The organism is Pseudoalteromonas sp. SR44-8, assembly GCF_014163635.1.
GTDB lineage: Bacteria > Pseudomonadota > Gammaproteobacteria > Enterobacterales > Alteromonadaceae > Pseudoalteromonas > Pseudoalteromonas rhizosphaerae.
On sequence record NZ_JACJDS010000038.1, the window covers coordinates 1 to 19787 of the forward strand.

Annotated in this window: 16 protein-coding genes; 9 read left to right on the forward strand and 7 right to left on the reverse strand. The window is 39.7% G+C overall.

Features of this window, described 5'->3' with window-relative positions:
* Positions 1–210 precede the first annotated feature (210 nt).
* Positions 211–1092 (reverse strand): SDR family oxidoreductase, encoded by an 882-nt coding sequence (locus H5183_RS17020; protein ID WP_145235631.1) that lies wholly within the window; start codon positions 1090–1092, stop codon positions 211–213.
* Between the two features lie 94 nt (positions 1093–1186).
* Between H5183_RS17020 and H5183_RS17025 the strand changes: the two genes are divergently transcribed.
* The 4 genes from H5183_RS17025 (at position 1187) to H5183_RS17040 (ending at position 6190) form a co-directional block, all read left to right on the forward strand.
* Positions 1187–1795: a TetR/AcrR family transcriptional regulator gene (locus H5183_RS17025; RefSeq protein WP_182732272.1), complete on the forward strand. Its 609-nt coding sequence runs from the start codon at positions 1187–1189 to the stop codon at positions 1793–1795.
* Positions 1796–2253: 458 nt separating this feature from the next.
* A complete protein-coding gene (locus H5183_RS17030) occupies positions 2254–4530 on the forward strand; it encodes an AAA family ATPase (RefSeq protein ID WP_182732273.1) in 2277 nt (758 codons plus the stop codon).
* A gap of 593 nt (positions 4531–5123) precedes the next feature.
* Entirely contained in the window at positions 5124–5516 is a 393-nt protein-coding gene (locus H5183_RS17035) for a GNAT family N-acetyltransferase (protein WP_182732274.1), read from the forward strand.
* Between the two features lie 212 nt (positions 5517–5728).
* Positions 5729–6190, forward strand: coding sequence for a hypothetical protein (locus tag H5183_RS17040; RefSeq protein ID WP_257326615.1), 462 nt, complete (start codon positions 5729–5731; stop codon positions 6188–6190).
* 270 nt (positions 6191–6460) lie between these two features.
* On the opposite strand, the gene H5183_RS17045 is transcribed toward H5183_RS17040, so the two are convergent.
* Complete coding sequence (locus H5183_RS17045; RefSeq protein ID WP_149980391.1) at positions 6461–7477, reverse strand: lytic transglycosylase domain-containing protein; 1017 nt, start codon at positions 7475–7477, stop codon at positions 6461–6463.
* A gap of 4 nt (positions 7478–7481) precedes the next feature.
* Positions 7482–7763: a YcgL domain-containing protein gene (locus tag H5183_RS17050; protein ID WP_145235637.1), complete on the reverse strand. Its 282-nt coding sequence runs from the start codon at positions 7761–7763 to the stop codon at positions 7482–7484.
* A gap of 169 nt (positions 7764–7932) precedes the next feature.
* Here H5183_RS17050 and minC point away from each other — a divergent pair, with 169 nt between their 5' ends.
* From minC to minE, 3 genes are read left to right on the forward strand one after another with little or no spacing between them, the layout of a single operon-like run.
* Positions 7933–8637, forward strand: a complete 705-nt coding sequence (minC, locus tag H5183_RS17055; RefSeq protein ID WP_145235640.1) for a septum site-determining protein MinC — start codon at positions 7933–7935, stop codon at positions 8635–8637.
* A 5-nt stretch (positions 8638–8642) separates the two neighbouring features.
* Entirely contained in the window at positions 8643–9452 is an 810-nt protein-coding gene (minD, locus tag H5183_RS17060; RefSeq protein WP_145235643.1) for a septum site-determining protein MinD, read from the forward strand.
* A 1-nt stretch (position 9453) separates the two neighbouring features.
* The gene (gene minE, locus H5183_RS17065; protein WP_145235646.1) at positions 9454–9723 is read left to right on the forward strand and encodes a cell division topological specificity factor MinE; all 270 of its coding nucleotides are present in this window, start codon (positions 9454–9456) and stop codon (positions 9721–9723) included.
* 222 nt (positions 9724–9945) lie between these two features.
* Here minE and H5183_RS17070 read toward each other — a convergent pair whose 3' ends face one another.
* The 3 genes from H5183_RS17070 to H5183_RS17080 all read right to left on the reverse strand — a co-directional run bounded on the left by H5183_RS17070 (position 9946) and on the right by H5183_RS17080 (position 17053).
* Positions 9946–10944, reverse strand: coding sequence for an isoaspartyl peptidase/L-asparaginase family protein (locus H5183_RS17070; RefSeq protein WP_145235649.1), 999 nt, complete (start codon positions 10942–10944; stop codon positions 9946–9948).
* Between the two features lie 116 nt (positions 10945–11060).
* A complete protein-coding gene (locus tag H5183_RS17075) occupies positions 11061–13910 on the reverse strand; it encodes a discoidin domain-containing protein (protein WP_182732275.1) in 2850 nt (949 codons plus the stop codon).
* Between the two features lie 158 nt (positions 13911–14068).
* On the reverse strand, positions 14069–17053 hold the full coding sequence (locus tag H5183_RS17080) for a TonB-dependent receptor (protein WP_145235654.1): 2985 nt from the start codon (positions 17051–17053) through the stop codon (positions 14069–14071).
* A 399-nt stretch (positions 17054–17452) separates the two neighbouring features.
* Between H5183_RS17080 and H5183_RS17085 the strand changes: the two genes are divergently transcribed.
* Together H5183_RS17085 and H5183_RS17090 are read left to right on the forward strand one after the other, a co-directional pair.
* Positions 17453–18193: a copper homeostasis protein CutC gene (locus H5183_RS17085; protein WP_149980224.1), complete on the forward strand. Its 741-nt coding sequence runs from the start codon at positions 17453–17455 to the stop codon at positions 18191–18193.
* Positions 18186–19061 carry a BadF/BadG/BcrA/BcrD ATPase family protein gene (locus H5183_RS17090; protein ID WP_182732276.1) on the forward strand — a complete coding sequence of 292 codons (876 nt, stop codon included), beginning with the start codon at positions 18186–18188 and terminating at the stop codon, positions 19059–19061. The genes H5183_RS17085 and H5183_RS17090 overlap by 8 nt, the downstream gene beginning before the upstream one ends.
* Here the strand turns inward: H5183_RS17090 and H5183_RS17095 are convergent.
* Positions 19058–19783: an AraC family transcriptional regulator gene (locus H5183_RS17095; RefSeq protein ID WP_145236298.1), complete on the reverse strand. Its 726-nt coding sequence runs from the start codon at positions 19781–19783 to the stop codon at positions 19058–19060. The two genes, H5183_RS17090 and H5183_RS17095, sit on opposite strands and share 4 nt — an antisense overlap.
* Positions 19784–19787: the final 4 nt, after the last annotated feature.

Genomic DNA, 19787 nt, shown 5'->3' on the forward strand with positions numbered 1-19787 from the left:
AAAAAAATTTAACCACAGAGTTCAGCAAGAAGTAAATAAAAGTCCAAAAATTTTTACTCTGTGCAGCGCGAAGCGTCTTTGTGTTCTCTGTGGTGAATAAATAGATAAGTTGTTCCTGTAAGCTCGCAGATAAATAATTCATTTAATCTTACATTTAATTGTAACTTGATAAGCAAAGGGGCAAAACAACTTGCCCCCTGATGACTAAAATTATACGTCAACACCACCTAGCACCTTGTCTAGTTGCATTTCTGTCAAAACACGATCTTGGATAGGTTGTTTAGCTGCGTTTATTTCATCTACACCCCAAACTAAACCAACTGCTGTGCGTGTTGGGCGTTTACCTTTAGGCATGTCTGCTAGCGCTAAATAGGCATCTACCACCATTTGTGGATTAGGCGCTTGATCGCTCTGCATAAATTTACCGAATTCCTCGAACATTGCAGTAGGAATGTTTGCCAATTCACCGTAGCTGTCCAGTATGTCTGTGCGTGATGGTTGTTGTCCTGATGCACTTAGACCTGTAGGGAATGGCCCTGGTTGTACGATGGCGACATCGATGCCGAATGGTGCTACTTCGTAGCGTAAACCTTGGAGGTAGCCTTCTAAAGCATGTTTTGTCGCTGCGTAAGTAGAGAAATACGGCGCTGAAATTTGGCCAACCATTGATGAGGTGTTGATGATCAGGCCAGACTTAGCTTCACGCATCGCAGGCAAAACTGCCAGAATAGTACGCATAGCGCCATAGTAGTTGGTTTCCATCTGCTCGCGAGCTTGATCAATGCTAAATGCTTCTGTAATGCCAAGATACATTACGCCAGCATTGTTTAGTAACACATCAATTTTTCCCGCTTTATCTAGCACACTCGCAATGGCGGTTTTGACAGAATCGTCGTTAGTAACATCCATATCAACAACTTGAATAGAATCGCTATACGCTTCTAATTCGGCTTTAACTGCAGCGTTTTTGCCTTCAGGGCCGCGCATAGTAGCGAACACTAGATAGCCTTTATCAGCAAAATCTTTTACTGACTTTTGACCAAATCCACTGCTGCTACCTGTGATAACGATGCTTTTTTGTGTTTCGTTCATTATTCTTTCCTATTTGCTTTGCCTAATTAAATACCAGCCGGTACAATAAACCGTAAAGAACAGCCTGTCAAATTAAAATACCGAGTGGTACAAAATGATTTCAAATACAGTTAAGCCCGTTAGAGGGCGTCCAAAGACCTTAGACCGCGATCATGTTTTAGATGTGGCAATGGATTCTTACTGGAAAGACAATATAGGTAATTTATCCCTTAATGAAATTTGCAGAAGATCGGGTGTATCTAAACCTGGTCTTTACCGTGAATTTTCTAATGAAGATGGCTTGATGAAAGCTGTCCTGATTAGGTATCAGGAGCAAGTGTTAGAGCCTGTGCAGCAGATGCTAAATAGTGACGTTCCATTTAAAGAGGCTCTTGATAACCTTATATCGTTTGCCACTTCAGTTAGTTGTCATAATGAATCTCCAAATGGCTGTCTTTTTATAAAAATGCGCGAATCACGAGTACATTTGGGAAAAGAAACACAAGCGCAAATAGATTTTCTTGAAAAGCAGGGATTAGTTTTCTTCAGGAAATGGGTAGAGCGTTCAAAGACTAAAGGAGAGTTTTCTGTGAACATGTCATCGGAATTTGCTGCTACTTATATTGACGCGCAGCTAAGCAATGCATCGACACAGCTAGCTCGAGGTGTGGCCCCTGAAACGGTGAAAAAGATATTATTAGTCGCTTTTTCTGTGCTGGAATGACTACGCCAGCTTGTTCAGTTTTAAGACATTTTTTCAACAAAGGTTGAAAAGAGAACTTTATGACTCAAATCAGCACAATAATTCGCATCAGTATGTATATTTATTTTGGTTAGTGTCGAATTTGATATTCAGAGCAAAGCTCGGTTGAACTCATAGTGCTCTAACGAAGTTCGACTGTGAGCAATAATTGGCTATTGATAATAGCTAATTAAGTAGTCAAACGTTGTTTGCTAACATATTCAAGGATATGAGCGACGCGCGTATATTGTTCCACTTAGCTCTACTTAAAGATTTTAGAAAACTTAATGATAGTAATACCTTAGCTAATTTGTTAAAACTGTGTAAAGTATACATATGAGTGTGGTCTGAGCAGAAATATCCGCCCTTCGCGCACAATAAAATGTTATGTGCTTCGGAGCACTGGCATCTTTAATTGACGAATGACGAAAGGGATTTAAATGTTAGAAAGAATACATAGAATAAAAGGTATAGGGCTTTTACATGATGCTGATGCAAGAGCTCATGGACTAAAGAAAGCCAGCTTTATCTATGCAGATAATGGACGAGGTAAATCAACACTAGCTTCATTATTCCGTTCTTGTTCGACGAATAAACCTGAACTCCTCGTAAACCGCCGAACTATTGATGGTAATAACGAACCAGAAGCAATTCTTCAATTTTCTAATGGGCAGCGTTCTACCTTTCAAAATGGTAGTTGGGATGTTGAGCGCCCAGAGCTTTTAGTATTTGATGCCGATTTCGTTGAACAAAATGTATATGCAGGAGGACAAGTTACAGCCGACCAACGGAAAAACTTATTGCAATTTGCACTTGGCGAAAATGCTGTTGTGGCGCAACAAGAATATGATCTCGCAGATAATAATGCGAGAACAGCAGCCAATTCTATACGAGAAACAAGTAATCAATTAGAAGTGCTGCATAGAGGTTTGACGCAAACTCAATTTCAAAGAATCGCCGAAGTTGTAGATGCAGATGATCAAATATCCGCTCTTAACGGCAAAATCGTTGAAGCCCAAAATATAGGACTTATTCAAGCTAAGGCATTGCCTCAGCAGTTAGCATTGCCGACACTTAATGTGGATGATATTTTTGATATTTTGGGTATATCCCTCGAAAATATTGATCTAGCAGCAGAGCAGCAAGTTAAAGAACACTTAAATTCTCACAACAAAAATCGTTTAGAGAAATGGATAAGTGATGGGCATGCATACGGTGAAGAAGGTAATTGCTTGTATTGCAACCAACCTCTCGATGGTGTCGAATTAATACAAGCATATCGCAGTTATTTTAATCAAGATTATAATCAGCTTAAGTCGGATGTTTCTCGGTTGACAGCCCTCATTAACGCGAGCTGCTCTAATGAGATCATTGCCAGATTAAAGTCACGGTTTGAAACTGCCAGTGCAGTCATTGATGGTTGGCAGGAGCATGTTGAAGTAATACCTCCAACATTCGATGAAAATTCCGCAAGAGATGCTCTTTCTAATATTGAAACTCTGTTAAACGCTTTGAGAGAGAGCAAAGAAGTTAATTTGCTCGACGCTGTTGGCTCTGAAGAGAATAAAAACGAAGTTGCTAGAAACTGGCAGGAGGTTATAGAGGTTGTTGTTGCATGTAACAATTCAATTTCAAATGCTACAGCTGTTATAACAAACTACAAAAACAGTTTGGCAGCTCTAAGTATTGAGAATTTGCAAAACCAAATTCGTGATTTAGAGTGGGCTAAAATACGTTACAGGCAAGATGTTGTAGATTTATTTTCACAGCTCGCCTTGGAAAAAATTCAGGACGAAACTGCAAAATCTGAAAAACAAACAAAAAAAGATGCTTTGAATCAAATCATGCAGGCAACTCTAGAAAGCTATAAAGATCGTATTAATGAGCTTTTGCGCGGTTTTGGTGCTCAATTTCTGATTCCGAATATTGATTTTAATTATCGGGGTGGATTGAGAAGTGATTATGTATTGCAAATGCGCGGTGCGAACATTGCTTTAAGTGGTGGTGTGCCAGATTTTAAGAGTTCTCTGAGTGAGGGTGATAAACGCACATTAGCTTTTGCTTTCTTTATAGCCTCTGCTGAATCTGATCCTGATTTAGCCAACAAGGTTATTGTAATAGATGACCCAATGTGTAGCTTAGATCTTAATAGAAAGCAGCAAACACGTACTGTTTTGAAGAGGTTGCATGACAGCTGCAAGCAAATAATTGTTCTTGCACATGATGTTCATTTTCTTCGTAATCTTCGTGATGATGTATTGCGAACAGGAAACCCTAACGAAATTAAATGTTTAAAGTTAAAATCAGTCATTAATCGCTATAGCGACTTTGATGTAATAAACCTTGATCAAGAATGTGAAAGTGCATATTTCAAATGCCACCGCATGCTTGATGAATATTTAGTTGGGAATGCTCAAAGCAGTATGGAAATAGCTAGATCAATTCGGCCTATGCTTGAAGGGTATCTACATAGACGTTTTCCCAACTTGATAAATGGCGGCCTTTTGTTTGGGCAAGTTATTGACTTGATAAGTAATGCGCAACCACCAAGTCCTTTAGTTAATGCTCAAAACATTACTAACGAACTAAATGAGATAAATCGTTACGCCGGACAGTTTCATCACGATACTAATCCAGCGGCAGACCAAGTTCAAATTACAAATGGTGAGCTTTTAAGCTTTGTAGAAAGGTCGCTAGCTGTTATTTATGCTGGATAATCACATTAGTCATCAGCACATAATCGAGTAGCCGGAGGCCTCTTACCTCCAGCCCCTACACCACCCATCATGCGCTTTTTATTAGCTGGAAGTGCAATGGGCGGTCCATATCCAGCAATGAATATTGATCCAAATATCTCTCAATGACACTCAACCTTGTGAAGCTAAGTAGTCATTGCCTAGTGCAATGGTAATCCCCAGCCGCGTAAATACTTCGTGGGTCTAGAATCTGTATTCCTCTAAAGCGCAGCGTCTCTTAACCTCTTTGTGAATAATTCAATTAAAGATCTTTTGCACAAAGAGCAGAGAAAGAGAAGTAAATGAGGATTAACTTGAAGGCTAATATTAGCATACGTGAAACACGATGCACATTAAGAAGAGTAAACCCTTCCCCCTCAAATCAGCCACTCAAACACCTGTAATACCTTCCAAAATGCCAATTAGAATAGTACCAAATCCTCTTTTTATATTTTACGTGAAATAGAAGTAACTGATTGAACCAAAAGAGGAACTCAGTTATGGTTAAACAATCAATAAATTAAAAACGAGTTATGCTACAAAGCTCGTTAGCTGGCAAAAGGAAATTGATAGTTTTGTGGATAGAAAAAAGCTTAATTGAAGGGAAATATGTAGCTCTAGAGCCCCTTGCTTTAGAGCACGTTTCATCACTGATTGAAGCAGTCAAGGATGGCGAGCACTGGAAATTATGGTTCGCTAACGTACCAACCCCTGACACAATGCACCAATATGTTAATGATGCAATTAAACAGATGCTTCTAGGCAATATAGCTTATGCTGTACGCGTTAAAGCTACTAATCAGATAGTTGGTACAACTCGCTTTTATAATGTTGATGAGCCGAATAGACGGGCTTTAATTGGTTATACTTGGTACTCAAATACAGCTAGGGGGACTAAGAACAAAGGGGTCAAATCTTGTCTTCAGACATCAAAACAACCAGTAAATATCTGTAAAGCTAAAGTTTAGCTTTTTAAATAATCTTGATGTGATTTGTCCAATAACATTGTTACGTCGTTTTACGGAACTTACGAGCCATAATGCCCGTTAGTTTAATTAACTGTTTACAAAAGTAGTTATTGCTGGAATTATCACGATTTAAAATAATTAGTGTGTTGCCAATTACCCGAATAGGAAGGTTGAGCCGCTAGACTATCTAAGGAATGGTGTTAAATTTAATTATGATATTACCTCGAAATCGAGATTATTTTCAGATATTTTTAGCCTCTCTATCACCAATGATTTTCGTGGTACTTTTACTTGCAGAGCTTGGGTTGGAATGGGTGTATTCATTATCAATTATTACTCTTTGCTACTTAGCTTCATTCACCTTTTGGTTTAAGAATGGAACAAAGCCGGCAGCATGGATTAGCAAAGGGAAACTACATATTCGAGATGGTGTGTTCGGTACTGATGTTATTTATAAAGACCGACTAGAATCCATGCGTTATGAAATTGGCCATAAGCGTGCTGTCGCAGGTAGTAATGCAGAGGAAGCTGAGATGCACATATTGGTTATTAAAATGAAAGGTTTTGATGAATGGACTTTACCTATTAAAGATTTAATAGAACATGGGCCAAATTTAAGGCTTTATAAGTTTATCAGAGATAATTTTTATAATTTGAAGCTGGTGAAAAAGTAGTTATAACAAGCTTTTAAACACAACACAGAATAAATATAACGCTTATTAATTAATGCAGTTTATTAGTTCAGGTTTACAGAGGATTTTTCGTTGGGTTTCGCTGCACTCTACCCAACCTACGCAGTCAAGTTTAACTCCGGACATACAACTTAAAGCCTACCGACCCTTGCAAGTTTATACATTTTTTACAAAGCAAAGCGCGAGATAAACTCGCGCTTTCTGTAAACGCCCTAGTACCTAATTACCTAGAGCCTAGCACCTAATTACTTATTAAATCGCTGGGTAACCAATGCGATCAGACAAGTAACCAACACTGGTGGCAAAGTAATATGAGCGATTCCAATGCATTAACGCTTTGTAATTATCATAAGCTAAATACATACGGCCATTCATATCATCAGGCATAACCAATGCCGCCGTTACATCTACGGCTGGTAAATCAGTACCATCCATTTTACGTACACCTAAAGCTTGCCAATCAGCTAGTGAACGCTCTGAATCAGCCCAAAACTCTAACCATTGAGTACGTGTTTTAGTTCCACGTTGCAATACATAGCTAGGTTCGAAGCTCTGTGGTAACTTAATTTGACGACCCCAAGTAAGATCACTATTCCAGCCAGCTTGCTTTAAATAGTTAGCTATTGATGCAAAGGCATCAACTTGGGTGGTCCAAATATCTTTTCGACCATCTTTATCATAATCTACCGCGTAGGCATTAAATGAGGTTGGCATAAATTGCGTTTGCCCCATTGCACCTGCCCATGAACCATTGAATTTATCTAAAGTAATGTGCCCTTCCTTTAAAATATCAAGCGCGGCCCATAGTTGGTTTTTATACATAGTTTCGCGACGGCCATCAAAAGCCAGCGTAACTACCGATGAAATAACGTTGTGACCACCTTGGATTTTACCAAAATTACTTTCAAGGCCCCATAACGCAACAATAAAGCGTGCCTGCACGCCGTACTCGGCTGCAATTTGTTCTAAAATATCTTTATTTTCAGCGTATAGCTTTCGTGCGCGGTCAATTTTCCATTGTGGCACACGCTTTGGTAAGTAAGTCTCTAAGGTTTCTTTAACTTCAGGCTGATTTTTATCAGCAGAAATTACCTTTTCTTTAAAGTGTGCTGTAGCGAAGGCATCTTCAATTAATTGACTATCGTAGCCTTTTTGTGCTGCTTCTTGTTTTAAACCTGCAACATATTCATCAAATTGTGCTTGGGTCTTGGCCAGTGCCGATGTACTGATACAGGCACTACATAAAATTGCAGCCAATTTAGTCATTATATGTTTAGTCACTATCAACTCCATTTTGTTTTCTATGCTCAGCTAGTAAGTTAGCTTCAGGTGGCGGTAACTGGAGATAAAACCCGACATCAGTTAATGATTTCTCAACCAAACTTAAATCAGCCCCGCCTAAATGCGTTCGTTTTGCTAAATTAATTAACATTACGTAATGAGGTTGACCGAACATAGCCATTAAAGGTTCCGGTACCTTGCTAAAATCATCTCTTTTTTCTACGAAAAGGAAGGTATCCGCTTTTTTCTTACTTTTATATACCGCAGTCAGCATTATGACCCTATAAAATCTTGCTTAACAGTGCTGCACACTATAACATGAGAGTCATAATAAGTTAGAAAAATTAGATTAGAAATTTCACCTTATCCATATAAACACAGGCCTTATTCAGCCTGCGTTTATCTAAAATTGATTTCTGATCACACTATTCAATTGAGCGTGTATGTCGGACCAAACTTTTGAGCTAAAAGGGAATCTTTTTACGTTATCAGTTTTACATCTTTATAGTACTGATATAAACCTGTTAGCTGAGCAACTGTATATAAAAATTGCCCAAGCCCCTCGTTTTTTTGAGGGTGCTCCTATTGTTGTTAATTTAATTGAGATAAAAAATAATCTTGTTGATTTTGTTCATCTAAAGTCTTTATTAGAACGAATGAACTTTAATGCTGTTGGAGTCTGTAATGGCTCTGATGAGCAACATACGCAAGCCAAAGCCGCTGGGCTCTCAGTTTTAAATTATTCACAAGACGTTAAGAGTGAACCTGTTACAAAGCAGAGTAATACTTCAATTGTTGAGAAAACAGTTTACTTACCTGCCCAAGTTATCAATGGCACAGTGCGCTCTGGTCAACAAGTGTATGCTAAAGACCGTGACCTAATCGTTATTGGTGCGGTAAGCCATGGTGCAGAAGTGATTGCTGATGGCAATGTACATATTTATGGCACATTACGTGGTCGCGCAATAGCAGGCGCACAAGGTTACAACGAAGCACGTATTTTTTGCCAAAAATTAGAAGCAGAACTTGTTTCTATCAATGGCAACTACTGGATCAGCGATTCTCTGCAAGGTGAGTTCTGGGGCAACGCTGCACAAATCCAACAAAAAAATGAATCATTAGAAATTTCAGCTTTGGTTAAAGGATAAATCTTATGGCAAAAGTCATTGTCGTTACGTCAGGTAAAGGTGGTGTAGGTAAAACTACATCAAGTGCTGCAATTGGCACAGGTTTAGCACTTAAGGGCTATAAAACAGTCATTATAGATTTTGATATCGGTTTACGTAACCTTGATTTGATCATGGGCTGTGAACGTCGCGTTGTCTATGATTTTGTTAACGTTATAAACGGTGAAGCAAATTTAAATCAAGCACTTATCAAAGATAAACGGGTAGATAAATTATTTTTATTACCTGCTTCACAAACCCGTGATAAAGATGCTTTAACTCGCGAAGGTGTTGAACGCGTATTAAACGAGCTGAAAAAAGACTTTGATTATATCGTCTGTGATTCGCCAGCAGGGATTGAAGCCGGCGCTATGATGGCAATGTACTTTGCTGATGAAGCAATTGTAACAACGAACCCTGAAGTATCATCAGTTCGCGATTCAGACCGTATTTTAGGTATTTTGCATAGTAAATCTAAACGTGCTGAAGAAGGGCTTGAAAACATAAAAGAACATTTATTACTGACTCGTTATAACCCAGAGCGAGTAGCTAAAGGTGAAATGCTGTCAGTTGAAGATGTGCAAGATATTCTTTCTATCGAATTGTTAGGTGTAATACCTGAATCACAAGCGGTATTAAGTGCATCAAACTCAGGCCAGCCAGTTATATTAGATACAGAGTCTGATGCTGGGCAAGCTTATGCCGATGCAATTAATCGCTTATTAGGTGAAACAGTCGAATTTCGCTTCTTAGATGTAGAAAAGAAAGGTTTGTTCAAACGGATATTTGGAGGTTAACGTGTCACTACTTGACTACTTCCGCTCAGAAAAGAAAAATACAGCGTCACTAGCAAAAGAGCGATTGCAGATCATTGTTGCGCATGAGCGCTCACAGCGTGGTACACCTGATTACTTACCACAATTAAAACAGGATATTCTTGATGTTATCCGTAAATACGTCAACATCAGTAATGACGCGGTTCAAGTCCAATTCGATCAAAACGAAGATGACTTAGCGGTATTAGAGCTCAACGTCACTTTACCTGACGAAGAGAAAGAAAAGAAATAACTAAAAGGGCGCTATTACAGCGCCCTTTTCACATTTTATTACTTTATTTAATGTTCAAATTACTCCTGTTCAACATCATTGCCTGTTACAAAAAGCTCAGTCGTTGATTGTTAGTCTAGCTATAGGTATCAATCAAAGGACATTATGATAAATAAAGTTCTATAGTTTGCTGCACATATTTAAAAAAATACCACGCATTATTTAAACTCTTTAATTCGGCACTTAAAGAATACTCGCCGAATCAAGTAATTTACTTCCTGCCTTTGAGGTAACTGCATAATTAAAACCAGGTTGAATACAATAAGAGCCATATTCACCAGATTTACTCAAGGCTAAAAAACCGACTTGAAACTGTTTATAATCACCCAGCTTATGGGCAATTCGCTCAACTGCGGCCTTACACGCTTGAGTAGGTGTCATACCTTGGCGCATCATTTCAACTACTAAATGGCAGCCTACCGTTTTTATCATTAACTCGCCCATGCCCGTTGCCGTTGCAGCACCGACTTCATTATCAACGTACAAACCGGCACCTATAATGGGCGAATCACCTACTCTGCCTGACATTTTAAAGGCCGCGCCACTAGTGGTACACGCCCCAGATAAATCGCCATTACTATCAAGCGCTAACATGCCGATTGTGTCGTGGTTTTCAATATTGATCACGGGCGCATATTTTGATTCCACCAGCCAATCTTGCCAGGCCTTTTTGGCTTGCGGAGTTAATAAGTTTTCTTCTATAAACCCTTGTGATTTAGCAAATTGCAGCGCCCCCTCACCTACTAACATCACATGCGGGGTGTTATCCATCACTAACCGGGCAACCGAGATGGGATGCTTAATGTGTTGTAAAAATGCAACTGCGCCACAGTTTTGATTTTCATCCATAATGCAGGCATCGAGAGTAACGTTGCCTTCTCTGTCAGGGTAACCACCATATCCTACTGTCATCACATTTGGGTCTGCTTCAGGAATTCGCACACCGGCTTCCACAGCATCAATGGCTTTACCATGCTCAGCAAGTACCTGCCACGCGGCTTTATTAGCCGCTATACCATGTTGCCACGTTGAGACCACTATGGGTTTAAGTTGCGAATTTAAGCTTTTAATTGATTTATTAACGACCTGTTTTTGAGCCAATACTTTTGCCGTCAGTGTACTCGCTCCTACGGCTAGTACAGCGGTTATCGATTGTCTTAAAAATTGTCTTTTACTATTCATGACTAAATCCTAGTTATTCATTTTAGTAATATCGTTGCAGCTTTATTTAAAGTCCCACTCAGAATCATTAAAAATAAGGCCAGAGGGATAGCCCTCTGACCTGTAAGTAATTAAAATTATTTTTCTAATCCGAGTAACTCGATTTCGGCAATTTGTAGTAATCCGTCATTATTTGCATTTTTGCTAATGCTAAGACGATAGCTTAAAAAAGCAAAACCATTATTGAATTCAAATGAACGACGTTGTAAACGCTCATCCCAGCTTTCGCCTAACCATGATGAAACAACAGTCCAGGTTTGGCCTCCATCATTTGAACCTAATAAACTAAAGTTCTCAGGGTCTCGTTCAGGTGCATCATTGGCGCTGGTTATTGCAAGACCGCTGACCGTTTGCGGATCACTAAAATCAACTTGGATCCATGCTGGATTTTCTTCTGTTGGCGCTCCTTGCCAATCATTATGATCCAGCCATTTGGTCTGTATATCACCATCAAATGCTTTATCTGCACTTTCTGCATCACCAATACTAAAGCGGGCACTAAATACACTACCGGTAAGTGAAGTTAGATCTTTAAAAGCATAGTCAGGACCAATTAAACCAACTTCGGCAATTTGAACTAAACCATCATTATTGGCATTTTTAGTTACAGCAAGTCGGTAGTGGCTATACGCGAGTGTATTTGCCACAGGAAACGTTCTTTTTTCTAGGCGCTGATCAAAACTTTCGCCGACCCATGCACCGATATCCAACCAGTTTTCACCATCCATCGATGCCATTAAAGTAAATGATTCAGGATCGCGCTCAGGGGCATCGCTTGCACTTGTGAGTGTCAGTGTATTAACTGCTTTTGCTTGCGGTAAAATAACTTGCAACCAAGCTGGATCAGCATTAGTTGGTGGTCCCTGCCAATCGTTATGATCAAGCCATTTGGTATTTACATTATTATCAAATGCTTGCGCTGCACCTTCACTATCACTGATACTATTACGTGCGCTGTAGCTTGCTCCTGCAACTTTACTATGATCTTCTCCTGGCAATTCAGGGCCAATTAAATCGATATCAGCTATTTGTAATAAACCATCATTATTCTTATTTTTGGTCACTTCTAAACGATAACTACTAAATGCTAGTTGATTAGAAAAAGAAAACGCTCTGCGCTGTGCTCTAGAGTCGAATGATTCTCCTACCCAAGTTGCAAGTTTTTGCCACGTGGTGCCATCATCGTTAGAAGCTAGTAAAGCAAAGTTTTCTGGGTCACGTTCAGGCGCATCATTAGCACTGACAATTACTAACTGATCCACGGCTACAGGACTTACAAAGTCCATCTGTATCCATGATGGCTTGTCTTCAGTTGGAGCCCCCTGCCAATCATTGTGATCTAACCACTTTGTTGTAGGGTCATTATCAAATGCTTTATCTGCATTTTCTGCATCCCCAATACTATTACTAGCACTGGTAGTACCGCTGGTAATATCAGTATGATCAACACTTGTAAAAACAGGGCCTACCATCTGAATGTCCGAAACTTGCACTAACCCATCATTGTTTTTATTTTTTGTAATATTAACTCGATAACTAAGGTACTTTTGTCCATTAACGAAGCTAAATTCTTGGCGAGAAAGCCGATCCTCGAATGATGCACCAATAATATTTGCAAGCTCAAACCAACTTTTTCCACCATCATTAGACCCCAATATGGTAAAATTCTCTGGGTCTCGCTCTGGCGCATCGTTAGCACTGGTAATGAATACACTATTTACAGCCTGTGGCTTTGCAAAATCAACTTGTATCCATGAAGGTGATGCTTCACTTGGTGCCCCCAACCAATCATTATGATCAAGCCATTTAGTATCTAGGTTATTATCAAAGGCTTTAGCTGCACTTTCAGCATCACTAATTGCGTTTCTAGCTGTAAATACTGCACCAGTTAAGTTCTCTTGTGTGGTGATTTCTTGAAGTGGGCCTGTTGATAATGCTTCATCAAAAAGCGGTAATGACAGATCAACTATCGAATCTGCAGTTAAGCCTAGTTCAGTGGTTAGAGGATGACTGCTAATGGCATCATAAATACGCTGACGAAAGGCAGCTAGCGCATCTGCGTCATCGTTTAGTGCAGCCCTAATATTCTGCTGCGCATTATCCATCACTGATTTTAAATTATCAGATTCACTAAACTGTGCAAAAGAAGCATTTAACAACGATAGTTTAATTATTGCCTCATCTGCATATTGCGTTGAGCATACTTGTTCTGCGCTATCATTTTCTTCACAACTTTCACCTAGTATGAAGTTGTCGAGCTTGTCAGCACTTATCACTGCCATGTTAAAAACATTAGTATTGCCCGTTTGCCAACCCATAGTTCGCAACAACAACGCAGACATTTGCGCCTGTGCTAATGCCATTAACTCTGCAGTTGATACATTTCGACCATCAGCAATTTGTTGCTCTACAAGTTGAGTCGCCAAAGTTGTTAATGCGTTGGCTTGCAAAGTTGTGTCTGCAACACCATCGGCATCATTGCCATAAGGTACCGTTAATTGCCCTAACGTTGAAAATACACTCCCAGCAATTGCTGCACCACTGGTTAATTGTGTAAATTCAGCATCACCACAGCGCAGCGCATCACATTGCATTGTAGAACTATCCGTGGTTGAAATATTAAGTTTTACGGTGGAATTGATCCCAAAACCTGCCTCACTGCTTAATTCAATAAAAAAGCGGCCCTCTTGATCGGTATTGCTGGCACTGTTTATTGTTAAATTACTACCATTGAGCGCAGTAACGGCGATATCTGCATTTGATAAAACACCTTTGATTATTGTCCCTGCAATTTCAGCATGTGTAACATCAGGTGTTACTGGTACATTATCTACTTTTGGGTCATTACTTGATCCACCACATGCGCTAAGTAAACTTGCAGTTAAAAGTGAGGTCCCTACAAGTTTAAATATATTTAGTGTATTCATAATTTTGCCTTTTAAAATCAGCTGTTGATAACACGCTAACTAACCGTATTCATTTTGTTTTATTAAACGGTTATAACTTGTCACTGAGTACGTAAAAACTCTTTTTAACAAGTGCTTAGTTAGCCTGTTGATAAAACGTTTTAGCCAAACCTTAACAATTAAAACCGATAGGTTAGTCCAGCATAATACCGGCGACCGCTATAGCTGCTACTGCGAAGTCGCGCTTTACTATCATCACCATAGAATGTTCGTGACTCTTCTTTTGTTAAATTAATAACCGATGCCGAGAGCACTAAATTTTCCATCACGCTGTATGACGCATTTAAATCAACTTGTTGATAAGGTTCTTGGGATACAGTTAAGCCATCAGCTAATCCTAAGGCCATTTTCCCACGGCGGTTATAAGATGCCCGAACACTGTAGTTATCGTCTTCAAAGTAAGCTGAAAAGTTGAATTGATCATCGGCACTGCCCACTAAGGCTGATTCACCTACTTTTTCACCATCAACACTGACATCAGCTTGATTAGTATCATTGAGGGTATAGTTAGCATTGATACCAAAACCATTATCAAAAGCATGTTGAGCAAATAATTCGATTCCGCGAGAAGTGGCATTAGTACCATTTGCAGTGGTGGTAAATGGTGTTACTGTGATGTCTCCAGCTGGAACAATTTCAACGCCAGTAAAAGGATTTGTAAAACCATCGAATGGACGTTCTGAAGTAATGATCAAAGGCACTATGAAATTATCAACGTCCTTATTAAATAATGCGATGCCAACCGCTGAACCAGTTCCATAATAATATTCAGCTGATAAATCGAGTTGCACAGATTCAAATGGCTGTAATGCTTTATTACCACCCGATCCACTCCAACCTTGATCAACTGGGTTACCTCTAAATTCGAGTCGGTCGTCAGCCCACTCTTGTGATATGAAGGTTAATTGTTCCGGTGCACCTAAATCATTAAAAGGTGCGCGTGACATAGTTTTGGCAGCTGCGGCTCTGATAACCAGAGAATCACTCGCTTCCCAGACTAAATTTAAGCTAGGTAGGAATCTGTCATCTTTGACAGTGCGTAATGTGGTAGTTTCAACATCAACCAAACGCTCATCACCAAGAATATCTTCACCGGTCGCATCATTTATATCATCTAAAAAGTAGTTTATTTTGTCTGAAGACATAATTTGTGTTTGCGTTTCTACATAACGAACGCCGACATTGCCGCGAAAATCACCAAACGAAAAATCAGCTTGAAGATAAGCAGCTGTTATTTTTTCTTCAATATCAAAAACAAAATCGGGTTCACGGCGTGTATATTTAACATATTCATTAGTAACAATATCCCGATATTGCTGCCAATTAATACTCGGCATAGTATTAACTTCAAACCCACCCGCAATATTTTGTTCCGATTCTTTATTTAATACATCCTCAAGGTTTGGCATGCCACCAATCCACTGATAGGCAACTTCATCTATTGCACCTTGACTGAATGGATCAAGTTCCCCACTAGCAATGCGATCGGCACCATCTTGAGTAATAAAAAATGTATTATTGGTTTCCCGATGCAGACTTGCTTTTCGATGCTTAACTCCCACACGCAATGTATCAACTATGCCATAAGCAACATGGTAATCTAAATCAAGTTGACCATAGTCTTCTTTTAAGTCACTGACAATGAAACTTGAGCCTGTTGAACCTGGATCAGGATCACCTGCAATACCTGCTTGTAAATTCGCAAGTAATGCTGGATCTGCATATAAAGAAACACGTTCACCTAAGCGCCAACCTGCAAACGATGCCGCATTTTCATTTTTTCCTGAATCACTACGACTGCCAGGCTGACCGCTTTTATACGCTGCATTAAATGACTCCGATGGCCCACCGCTTGCCTTCGTACGACCAAATTTGCCTTTAAGGTCAAAGACATCACCTGCATATTCAAATGCAAAGTCATACGTATCTGAAGTATCTTTTTCTTTTGTATAACTACCTATGATCCAAGGAAACTCTAAATTGCCTTCACTACCGCCTGCACCACTGGTGAAATCCATTCCAGTAACAATAGAGCCCGTTTCATCAAGTATTACACCGGTTAAATAGTCAGGGTTATATTTCCATTCAGGGATCATCAGTTGTGAAGTAGTTCTATCTTGACCTAATTCAAAGTGAAAGTGATTAAATGTCAGCTCTAAATTATCTGTTGGTCGCCATTGCATTGTCGCTTGCACACCAACACGTTCGCGCTTTTCCTCAGTAATGCCCACACCGGCAACTTGCGGTGCCCATACACCATCATAGGAATTACCATACGCATCTTCTAACGCCCCAAAACGCCGAGTACTGTCAGTAATTTCATTGCCATTTACATCAGTTGCTGGCTGCTCGCTCCCCGTTGCCCATCGCCAACCACCTCCGCCTGACATATCTCCAGTCAGAGAGCGGTTAGTACGATCTTGCTTAGTATAACCGAGTAAAAAGCCAACGTTTTCATCTTCATTTTTCCAAGAATACACACCGCTAAAATTAGGCTCATACTCTTTTGTTACATCAGCATAAGTGTATTCAACATTAAATGCACCAGAGTTTGCATCCATATCCAATGGCGTACGACTATTTAGAATAACCGTACCACCTACACCGCCTTCATCTAAGCGAGCTTCTGATGATTTAAAAACTTCAACCGATTGCACCATAGTCGAAGGCAGTAAAGAATAGCTAAAAGAACGAGATGGAGAACCCGGTGATGAAGCAATAAAATTACCGTTAAGTTGAGTGAGGGTTAAATCAGATGACAACCCACGAATACTAACATTCTCGCCTTCACCACCACTGCGAGATATCACAACACCAGGTACTCGTTGTAAAGAATCGGCCACATTCTTATCTGGAAATTTACCTATATCTTCTGCGGTGATTGCATCAACAATCGAATTGGACAGTCGCTTAATCGCTAAATTTTCTGCCATCGAGGCGCGAATCCCCCTGACTTCTATTACTTCTAGATCGCTTTCTTGTTCATTTTGTTGATCTTGTGCGTATGCGCCATTACAGCTTGCCATCACCGCTAGAAGCAATGCAGATTTCTTAAATCGCCGAGCAAGACCCGCCGATTCACGACTGTTATTATTATTGGTCATGTTTATCTCCAGTATTATTGTGTGCTATTGATTGTATTTAGTAACTTAAAACCCACGATAATCCGTGCCAATAAACTTTAAGGCGTTTCATATCTGAGTTAATAGCTTGTTAAACTGCTTTTCAAGAATAGGGTTCTGTCGAAGAAAGTGATAATAGAAATTCGGTTGCCTCTAGAACAAAATCGGCGTTAAGGTTAAAAAAAGATCCAATTAGTGCTGAGCTAGTTTATAGTCGTCAACTTAAATTAATGGCATATAAAAACACTTCCCATATTCATGAAAAGTAAAAAAACAAAAATAAGAACATGATTTACAAATGAATTTTATTTATTCTATTATAATCTAATATAATTAAATATTTTATTGTTAACAACATCGCTGGTATTTTGGAACGAAACAATGCGTAAAAATTTAGAAGTCTGTTTAAACGCAGATGATCATATTCAGTTAGCTGATAATGTAAAAACCGCATTTACAGCTGGCGCCTCTAGAATTGAACTTTGCAGCACAATGCAACTTGAAGGTCTCACTCCTAGTGCAACAGCAATGACTATTGCAGCTCATGCAATGCCTTCAGAAGGCGAGTTGCTTATCATGATACGACCTGTTGCGAATCAATTTATTGTTGATGCAACAATACTGAAGCTAATGCTTACACAAATAGCACACGCGGCGCACGCAGGTGCTACCGGTGTTGTTTTTGGTGCGCTAAACGCCAATGACGTTGATATCGCAGCTACCACAGCGCTTATTGCCTGCGCACATAAATATAATTTAGCAACGACATTTCATCGCGCTTTTGATTGTATAGCAGACAGCGAAAAGGCAATTGGCCTATTAACTGAACTGGGCATTGACCGTATCCTCACAAATGGCACTAAATGGACTGATGATAAAGGCGTTATGCAAGGTCTTAATCATTTACAAACAATCATTAGCCACGCCAATGATCATATAGAAATTGTTATTGGTGGTGGCGTAACCACTGATAATGCAAGTACACTTTGGCAACTTGCCAACAATAATTTAGTGTCACTACATGCCTACTCCGGCGTACACAACAAGGATGGCTGGGTGGATCCGTTATTAATTAACGCAATTTTAAATCAACGAACTAACGAGCAGGCTAAAAATGACTAACCACTCTCAACCTCCCCTGTATTTAGGTATTGATGGCGGCGGTACAAAATGCCGAGTCAGGCTTGAAAACGCACAAGGCACCCTACTTGCTGAGGCAGTAAGCGGTGCAGCAAATATTGCAACCTCTATTGAAGTGGCGCAGCAATCCATTATTGATGCAACAACACACGCATTACAACAGGCTGGTTTAGGGCTATCAACACTCGGGGCAATTTATGCCTATGCCGGACTCGCTGGCGCTGGCATTGCCGGTGCAAATAAAAAGATGGCACAGTGGCAGCATCCATTTGCACAATTTAACTTTTCAACTGACTTACACATAGCCTGCCAAGGTGCCCATGGTGATAACAGTGGTGCGATTATTATTTTAGGCACTGGCTTTTGTGCTGGAGCAATAAAAAACGGTAACGTTATTGAATTAGGAGGCCATGGATTATTATTAAGTGATGGCGCAAGCGGAGGCTGGATTGGTTTAACTTTATTTCGTTATGCATTAGAGGTTTTAGATGGCTTATCCCCCTCAAGCCCATTAATAAATACCTTATTGGCACAGCTTAGTTGTGATACAAGTAACCAGCTGACAGAATTAGCACTCAATGCCAAACCCGCTTTTTTTGCCGGTTTTGCGCCTTTAGTTTTCGCAATGCAAGATGATCCTTGGGCAATTATTATTTTAGAGCAAGCAGCGCGCTATATTACCCGTTATATCGATCATTTAGTTAGCCACGGCTATTACAACATTACATTAATGGGAGGCACAGCCGAGAAAATTACTCCTTGGTTATCTACCAAAGCACAAGGTTATCTATGTGATGCGCATTACCTGCCCGAGCAAGGCGCTATTCAATTAGCTAAACGGCTGGCTTAGGGCTCAATTTGGTCGCGCATTTGCGAAGGGATCTCACCAAATAAGCGTCTGAATTGTTTACTGAAATAGCTAGGCTCAGAAAAACCGCATTGATAGGCTATTTGTGAAATAGGTAAACGAGTTTCAACAAGTAGCTTACGTGCGTTTTCTAAACGTATTTCATTAATAAATTGATTAGGTGTTTTTGCTAAATGTTTTTTAAAACGCCGCTCTAACGCACTTACCGATAAATGAGCAAGCTCGGCAAGTTCTTCAATACAGATATTACGATGATAGTGTTCACGTATATAATTTACTGGCCCTTCAATCGCTCTTACATGCGACAAAGCCTTTGATGTTTTTTGTAAATGCCGTGTAACGCCATAGGTGCCCAGTATCTGACCATCGTCAGTTAAAATCGCTTTTTTGGACGTTGAAAACCAGGCCAATTCACCATTTGAGGTTTGGTTTAGCTCCAAACGATCAATAACCACATAGCCATTCATTACGCGTTTATCGTCATTGACATATTGAAATGCTAAGTGCTTGGATGAAAAGTCAAAATCAGTTTTAAGTAAAATCTGCTCTAATGACTTATACCCTTGATGCTCAATAAAGTGTTGATTTGCGTATAAAATTCGGCTATCAGAATCCTTAACCCAAAACAAAATATCAGGTAATAAATCAAATGCCGCGATCAGTTGATTTACGCCCGCTTTATTTATAATCCCTTGTACTTCCATAATA